Below are 7,279 nucleotides of genomic sequence, written 5' to 3' on the forward strand. Positions count from 1 at the left end.
GAATTCAGTAGAGTACACGAGCGGAATCTGTCCACCGGCCCGGCGCAGACTGCGTACCTTCGCGTTCGACCCGATGTCGACGCGGCTGTCCGGCCAGTTCCTCACACTGGATATCCCGTTCGAACACATCCGGGGACCGGGCCCCGACGGCACACTCGTACAGGTGGTCGACTTCGACGCCAGCCGCAACGCCTGGTACGAGCCGGTCGACCTCGACGATCCATTTGTCTTGGCACAGGACGGAATTCGACCGACCGAAACCGATCCTCGTGCGCACCAACAGATCGTCTACGCGGTCGCGATGAGCGTCATCGAGCGGTTCGAACGGTTCATGGGACGTCGATTCCGGTGGCACCGCGACCAGATCCTGCGTCTGGTCCCGCACGCCTTCGAAGGGCAGAACGCCTATTTCGATCCGCGGCGCCGCGCCTTGCTGTTCGGCTATTACCAAGCCGATGCCGACAATCCGGGCGCCAATCTGCCCGGACAGGTCATCTTCACCTGCCTGTCGAGCGACATCATCGCGCACGAGGTGACGCATGCGATCGTGCATCGGATCCGGCGGCTGTACAACGAATCCACCAACCGGGATGTCTTCGCCTGGCACGAGGCCGTCGCCGACTTGATCGCGCTGTTCCAGCATTTCTCCCACCGAGACGTAGTACTCGACGCGATCGCGACCACGTCGGGAGAACTCGAAAAGAGCGCGGGGCTGCTGGACCTGGCCAGGGAGTTCGGTGAGTCCACCGGACGCGGCGCGGCATTGCGTTCGGCGATAAGTGACCTCAGCCGCACGTCCGAACGATTTCGCGCGGCACGGGAGCCGCACGAACGCGGTGCGTGTTTCGTGGCAGCGGTATTCGACGCGTACCGGGACTCTTACCAGAGCGCGATCGCGGATCTGCTGCGGATCGCCAGTGGCGGCACCGGAGTGCTGCCGCCCGGTCGCCTGCACCCGGATCTGGTATCTCGGATCGCCGACGAAGCGGTCAAGACCGCGGACCGGATGCTCGGGATGGTCGTGCGGAGTTTCGACTATCTCCCGGTACTGGACGTCACATTCGGCGATGTCGTCCGGGCGATCGTCACCGCGGATCGCGGACTTTATCCGGAGGATCGGCAACACCTGCGCAGCACGCTGGTGGAGGCGCTGCGGCGGCGCGGCATCTGGCCGGTAAGCGTCACCTCGCTGACCGATGAAGCGCTGGTCTGGCCGCGGCCGGACAATCCGATGAACCTCGGCGACGGCGATCACCCGGTGGATTTGTCCAGGGTCATCCTGTCCGCATCGAAAGATCTCGACCCGATCGGCATTCCGGGCGAATTGCGTACCCCCGCTGTGCTCGACGGCAACGGCACCTCCAGCCGGGACAGTTCTTCGACCCGGCATTCCGTTTTCGAGCAGGTCGCCCAGGAGCTCATCGGATGGGCCAACGCGAACGCCGCCCGCATCGGATTGGATCCGAACTTCAAAATCAGCTGCGAGGGAATCCACGTCTCGTACCGCATGGCGGGCGATCGGTTGCCGCGTCCCGAATTGGCCATCCAGCTGCTGCAACGTCGCACGGACCTCGAGGATGCGGGCCAGGGGAAGCAACAACCGGTGATCCGTGCCGGGACCGCGCTCGTCGTCAGTGCCGACGGGAGCGTGGACTATGTGATCGCCAAGCCGCTGCCGTTCAGCGACGAGTCGTCGGCGACTGACGACACTGCCATCGCATTCCACCGGGCGGGCAAGCTGCGGCTGGCCGCGATGCGGGAATGGTTCGACCGGCTGGAAGCCGACGACGCGCTGAGCGCATGGACTGCCGAGCACGCAATCCACCGCCTCGACTTCGCGGCGATCCACGCGCTAACGGATGAGTAGGTACGAAATGTCAACGCCGACAACAATTGCCGTCCGAATGTACAACGTCGGATTCGGCGACGCCTTCACCGTGACGGTGCGGCGCAAGAACGAAACCTGGCGCATGCTGGTCGACTGCGGCGTGCACAGCCAGGGCCGGGCACGCCCGATCCGCGACTCCGTGCAGGCCATCATCGCCGACCTCACCGAGGCCGATCCGCACCACCGACCGCATCTGGACATCGTGGTCGCCACCCATCACCACGCCGATCACATCACCGGATTCGCCTGCCGGGAATGGGAACAGGTGACCGTGGACGAGGTGTGGGTGCCGTTCGTCGAGGACCCCGACGACGAGGACGCCCGACGGATCCGCAGCGGGCAGGTCGATGCCGCGAACGGTCTGCTCGCGCTGATCGAGCGGCGCGGCAACGGGCATCGCATGTCCGCGACCGTCGAACAGGCACAGGCGTTCGCGGTGAACTCGCAGGGCAATGCCGCCGCGACCGATCGCCTCCTCGGCCGCAATTTCAGCGGATTCGCCGCACCCCACCGGGTGCGGTACCTGCCGAGCAAGGACGAAACCGAGAATACGATCGCCGTTGATCGCGTCGGGCTCGTCGCACATATCCTCGGGCCGCCGCGCGATGCCCGATTCCTGAAGCGCATGGATCCGCCTGCGAAGCAATCGTGGCCCCTGGTACGCGCGGGCGCGTCCGCGGAGAGCGACGGCAGGCCGACGCCGCTGTTCAACCGGCGCTATATCGCGCGGAATACCCTGCCGGACCGCCTGCTTCAGGCGAAGGCGGATCTGGACCTGGACGATCTCGTCGACGATGACGATCGACTGCTGCGCGCCGCCTCGATACTCGAGAACGCGGTCAACAACACCAGCGTCTTCTTCGTGCTGGATATCGCCGGAACCCGATTGCTCTTCCCGGGAGACGCGCAGCAGGGTGCATGGGAGCACGTCCTGTCCGATCCGCGCAATGTCGATCTCGTTTCCCGCCTGGCCTTCTACAAGGTCGGACATCACGGTTCGCACAATGCCACACCCCGGCGTTTCGTCGAAAAGGATTGGCAGACAGAAGGTTACGCGATGATTCCGTTCGGACTTGTCAAGCGCTGGGCGAAGACCATTCCGAAGCAATCGCTGGTCGATTCACTGGTGAGTCACGATCACACCGTCATCCGAGCCGACACGGCTCCCGATGTCGTCCCCGGCAAGATCGCCGTGAACGGTGACCTCTGGTCCGAGGTAACGCTCACCGCCTGATCCTCATCACTGGTAGCTGATCACTTCCTCGAGATCGTGGACACGGGTGATGCGAGCGGCGATCAGCCAGCACGAGGCGAGGGCGGCGCCGACTCCGCTCACGACCAACGTGGTTCCGAGGCCGACCAGGTTGCCTGCGGTACCGCCGAGAAGAGCGCCGAGCGGCGCCATGCCCCACACCGTGGTGCGGATCGTGGCGTTGACGCGGCCATGCATCACCTCGGGGGTGAGCGCGTATCGCACGGGCACCTGGAGCACGTTGTAGATCTGCAGCGCGAACCACATCAGAACCTGTGCGCAGGCGACCGATGAGGCGGTGCGTGTGACAACCACCAGCGCCGAACTCAGCCCGGCCACGGCGATCGCCGCGGCCATCGTGCGGCCGAAACCGATGTACGCGCTGAGGCGGACGGCGACCATGGTTCCGCCGAGCCCGCCAACCGCGCCCGCGGCGAGCACCGCACCCACCGCCGACGGGTTCAGTTCCAGGTCGTGCACCAGATACAGCACGAACACGGCGGTGAACGCGTTGAAAAAGAGGATGTGGGTGGTCGTGCACAAAGTGACATAACGCAGCACCCGATGCCCGAACACAGCGCCCGCACCCGACATGATCTGTCGCCACATGCTGGATCGATCCGCATCGTGCCGCGATTGCTCCGCAATTCTGATGCGCGCCATGACGGATGCCGCGAACACAAAGCTCAGCGCATCCGCCAACACGGCCAACGGTGCCGTCAGCAACTGGACGAGCCAACCGGCCAGAGCCGGACCGGCTACCTGTGACACCGATTGGCTCGCCTCCATCGCCGCCTGACCGGTTGTCAGTCGACCGGGCGGCACGACCATGGGCACCAGCGACAGCATGGCGATATCGGCGAAAACCGCGAATGCCCCGGTCACGAACGCCACCGCCGACAACAGCGCGAACGTCAGCAGGCCCAGCGCATCGGCCAACGGCACCACCGACAGCATCAATGCCTGACCGATGGCACAGACCAGGCAAACCTGCCGCCGCGGCAACCGGTCGATCCACACTCCGGCGGGCAGCCCCACGAAAAGGTAAGGCGCACGACCACAAGCGACCAGTACACCCATCTGCCACGCACTCGCCCCCACTGTGATCGCGGCGATCAGCGGAAGCGCGAGAACAGTGACCTGCGAGCCGACCAACGAGACGCTGTGGCTCGACCAGAGCAGCACAAAGGATCGGTTCCGCCGTAGCGGGGCCGAACCGTCATCGCGCACCACTGACACCGTAGTGCCGCGAGCGGTGCCCACGTGTTCCCTCGCGAAATCGTCGGCAGCAGAACGTTCCTCGCCGAAGTCGAGCGGGGACTGGAGGCGGTGCACGACCGCCCGGCGTTGCTGGTGCAGGGCACGAAGGACGTCGCGTTCCGCGCACCCCAACGCCGCCGATGGGAGCAACAGTTCGAGGACCATCGAACCGCCCTGCTCGACGACGCCGGTCACTACATCCAGGAGGACGCCGCCGACGAGATCGTCGCCGCGATCATCGAATGGCATAAACGCCGAGGACATCATGCATAGCCGCAGATTTGCGGGAACACACGGGATTTGACAGTTATCCCCGATCCAGCCGCGTCGGCCGCTTAAGCTGTCTGCGCCGCAACGTGCGACAAATGCTCGAGGTCGATAAAGCCAAGAGGTAGACGTCCAGGAGGTGCGGAATGCCGAAAGCCGGTCGTAGGCGTGGATCACGTCCGATATTGATTGCGAGCATGTTGCCACTTGCGGTTGTCCTCGGCACCGGAGTAGCGAACGCATCCCCGGATGCGATCGCGCAGGCGCCTGCCATCCCAGCTTTGACCCGAATCCAGACGGTGGACGCGCCCGATGCACCGCCAGCCGTGGATCAGCAGCCGATCCAGGAGTTCTGCGAACGCGTCCCCGTAGATCCCGGCCGATGCACCGTCACCGCCGTCGACGCGGGCGTCGGTGCGGCGATCGGTGCTGGCATCGCCGCGGGCGTGTCCGCGCCCGTCGCGATGGCCGCCGCGATGGCCGGGGCGGCCGCCGGGTTCGTCGTCGGTATCCCGTTCATGCCGACCGGATTGGTTGTCGGCCCGCTGCTCGGCGCGGCCGTTGGTGTCGCCGTCGTAGCCGGACCTGCCGCAGTGCTCGGCGGGGCCCTCGGGGCGTCGCTCGGGGCGATACTTGGCATCACCACGCCTCTCCCGCAAGACGGCCCCGGCGCGCCCACCACCTCGCCGGGATAACGCGATCATCGATCCAGTCGTGCGTTGAGAATCCGGGCGATCTGGGCAATCGCGCCCGGTTCGGTCATCGCGAGGTGGCCCGCATCGATGTCGAAAGTCGAAATCTGCCCCCGGATCACCTGCGCCCATCCCTCGTGACCCGCGGCATCGGGTCGCCTTTCACGTGTCGCGGTGAAGTAGAGCATGTCGCTGTCCAAGACCGCGGGCCGCCAGACACCGGCCGCCCGGACCGCCAGGTTGTAGGCGTCGGTCAGGCGCTCGATCCTTGCGGCGTCGATGCCGAGGCTGCCACCCAAGTGCCGTTCGATCAGTTCCGCGGCCTCCTCGGCGGTCGCATCGGGGCGCACGAAATCGACGCCCATGACCGGGCCGAGATTGCTGATCAGTTCTCCGGCCGTGACGGCGGAGATCGTCGACTCGTCGACACCGCCCACCTCGGCGTCCAACAGTGCCAGTAGCGCAACCTGTTCACCGGCCGCGCGCATCTCGACGGCAATGGCATGGGCGATCGCACCACCCATCGACCAGCCGAGGAGGTGATAGGGGCCGTGTGGCTGAACCGCGCGGATCTCGTCGAAGTAGCGTTCGGCCATTTCTTCGATCGACGTCGGACCGGGCACCTCGCCGCTGAGCTGCGGCGCCTGAATGCCGTAGATCGGCCGACCGTCGGACAGGTATCGGTCGAGTGTGCGGTAACACCACGACAGGCCCACAGCCGGGTGGATACAGAACAGTGGTGGCCGCGCACCGCCGGTCCGGATAGGCAGCAGCACGTCGAAGCCGACGCTCCGGTCGACGGTGGGCCCGGAGCGCATGCCGGATTCGATCCGCTTGGCCAGGTCAGCCGGGCAGGGATCCGACAGCATCCAGCTGATCGGAACTTCGTAGTCGAGCTCCTTGCGCAACTCGCTCACCACTTGCACCGACTTCAGCGAGTTACCGCCCAATGCGTAGAAGTCGTCGTCGGCGCCCACCCGATCCATACCGAGTACGGCTCCGAAGGCCCGGGCGACCTCCGCTTCCAGCCACGACGAGGGCTCCCTGAACTCGCCCACCGCGAGCACCGGCTCCGGTAGCCGCGTGCGGTCCAGCTTGCCCGACGCGGTGAGGGGCACCGTGTCGAGCACCATCACCGTGGTGGGCACCATGTAGTCGGGCAGTTCGGTTGCCGCGTGCGCCATGACCGCCGCGGTATCGACCGTCGCGCCAGCGGCGGGCACCAGATAGCCGACGAGGTGGTCCACCGCACCGGTGGAGTGCACCACGGCGATCGCCCGGGCGACGCTCGGGTGCTCGGCGAGTACTGCCTCGATTTCACCGAGTTCGATACGCAGGCCGCGCAGCTTCACCTGGAAATCGGTGCGGCCCAGGTATTCCAATTCGCCGGTGTGGCGCCAGCGCACCAAATCGCCGGTGCGATACAGGCGCCGCCCGTCGCCGTACGGGTCCGGCACGAACCGTTCCGCGGTGAGGCCCGGACGTGACCGATAGCCGCGCGCGAGCTGGGCGCCCGCCAAGTACAGCTCCCCGGCGACACCGGGCGGTACCGGATGTAACCGGTTGTCGAGTACGTAAGCCCGCGCGTTCCATACCGGTGTGCCCATCGGCATGCTCCCGCGGTCGGCTTCGGTCACCCCGTGCGCGGTCGCGCACACGGTGAACTCGGTCGGCCCGTACAGATTGTGCAACTCGATTCTGGGCACTATTCGCCGCACCGCGGCCGCCACCTCGGGGCCGAATGCCTCACCGCCCACCAGGAACGTCCGCACCGACGCCAGCGACTCCGCAGGCACCGCGTCCGCGAATACCGCCAGCATCGACGGCACGAACGCGGCGATCGTGACCCGCTCGGTGGCAATGGTTTCGGCGAGATAGGCCGGGTCGGTATGCCCGTCGGCTCGCGCGATCACCATCCGC

6 protein-coding genes are annotated in these 7,279 nt (G+C 66.1%); 4 read left to right on the forward strand and 2 right to left on the reverse strand.

What is annotated here, in order from left to right:
- Window positions 1–73 precede the first annotated feature (73 nt).
- Together NP3_RS00455 and NP3_RS00460 are read left to right on the forward strand one after the other, a co-directional pair.
- The gene (locus NP3_RS00455) at window positions 74–1,867 is read left to right on the forward strand and encodes a gluzincin family metallopeptidase (protein WP_063036604.1); all 1,794 of its coding nucleotides are present in this window, start codon (window positions 74–76) and stop codon (window positions 1,865–1,867) included.
- A gap of 7 nt (window positions 1,868–1,874) precedes the next feature.
- A complete protein-coding gene (locus NP3_RS00460; RefSeq protein ID WP_157123954.1) occupies window positions 1,875–3,122 on the forward strand; it encodes a ComEC/Rec2 family competence protein in 1,248 nt (415 codons plus the stop codon).
- 6 nt (window positions 3,123–3,128) lie between these two features.
- Here NP3_RS00460 and NP3_RS00465 read toward each other — a convergent pair whose 3' ends face one another.
- On the reverse strand, window positions 3,129–4,370 hold the full coding sequence (locus tag NP3_RS00465; RefSeq protein ID WP_169814417.1) for an MFS transporter: 1,242 nt from the start codon (window positions 4,368–4,370) through the stop codon (window positions 3,129–3,131).
- Window positions 4,371–4,403: 33 nt separating this feature from the next.
- On the opposite strand from NP3_RS00465, the gene NP3_RS48835 reads away from it, so the two are divergent.
- The gene (locus NP3_RS48835) at window positions 4,404–4,673 is read left to right on the forward strand and encodes a hypothetical protein (RefSeq protein ID WP_063036610.1); all 270 of its coding nucleotides are present in this window, start codon (window positions 4,404–4,406) and stop codon (window positions 4,671–4,673) included.
- 191 nt (window positions 4,674–4,864) lie between these two features.
- On the forward strand, window positions 4,865–5,362 hold the full coding sequence (locus NP3_RS46340) for a hypothetical protein (protein WP_169814418.1): 498 nt from the start codon (window positions 4,865–4,867) through the stop codon (window positions 5,360–5,362).
- A gap of 5 nt (window positions 5,363–5,367) precedes the next feature.
- Here the strand turns inward: NP3_RS46340 and NP3_RS00480 are convergent.
- The coding region (locus NP3_RS00480; protein ID WP_157123957.1) for an alpha/beta fold hydrolase at window positions 5,368–7,279 on the reverse strand (1,912 nt) is incomplete at its 5' end.

The sequence above is a fragment of the Nocardia pseudovaccinii NBRC 100343 genome (genome assembly GCF_001613225.1).
GTDB lineage: Bacteria > Actinomycetota > Actinomycetes > Mycobacteriales > Mycobacteriaceae > Nocardia > Nocardia pseudovaccinii.

Excerpts from the sequence above, each read along its gene's own strand:
- NP3_RS00455 (WP_063036604.1), top strand. The coding sequence starts at position 74 with ATGTCGACGCGGCTGTCCGGCCAGTTCCTCACACTGGATATCCCGTTC.
- NP3_RS00460 (WP_157123954.1), top strand. The coding sequence starts at position 1,875 with ATGTCAACGCCGACAACAATTGCCGTCCGAATGTACAACGTCGGATTC.
- NP3_RS46340 (WP_169814418.1), top strand. The coding sequence starts at position 4,865 with ATGTTGCCACTTGCGGTTGTCCTCGGCACCGGAGTAGCGAACGCATCC.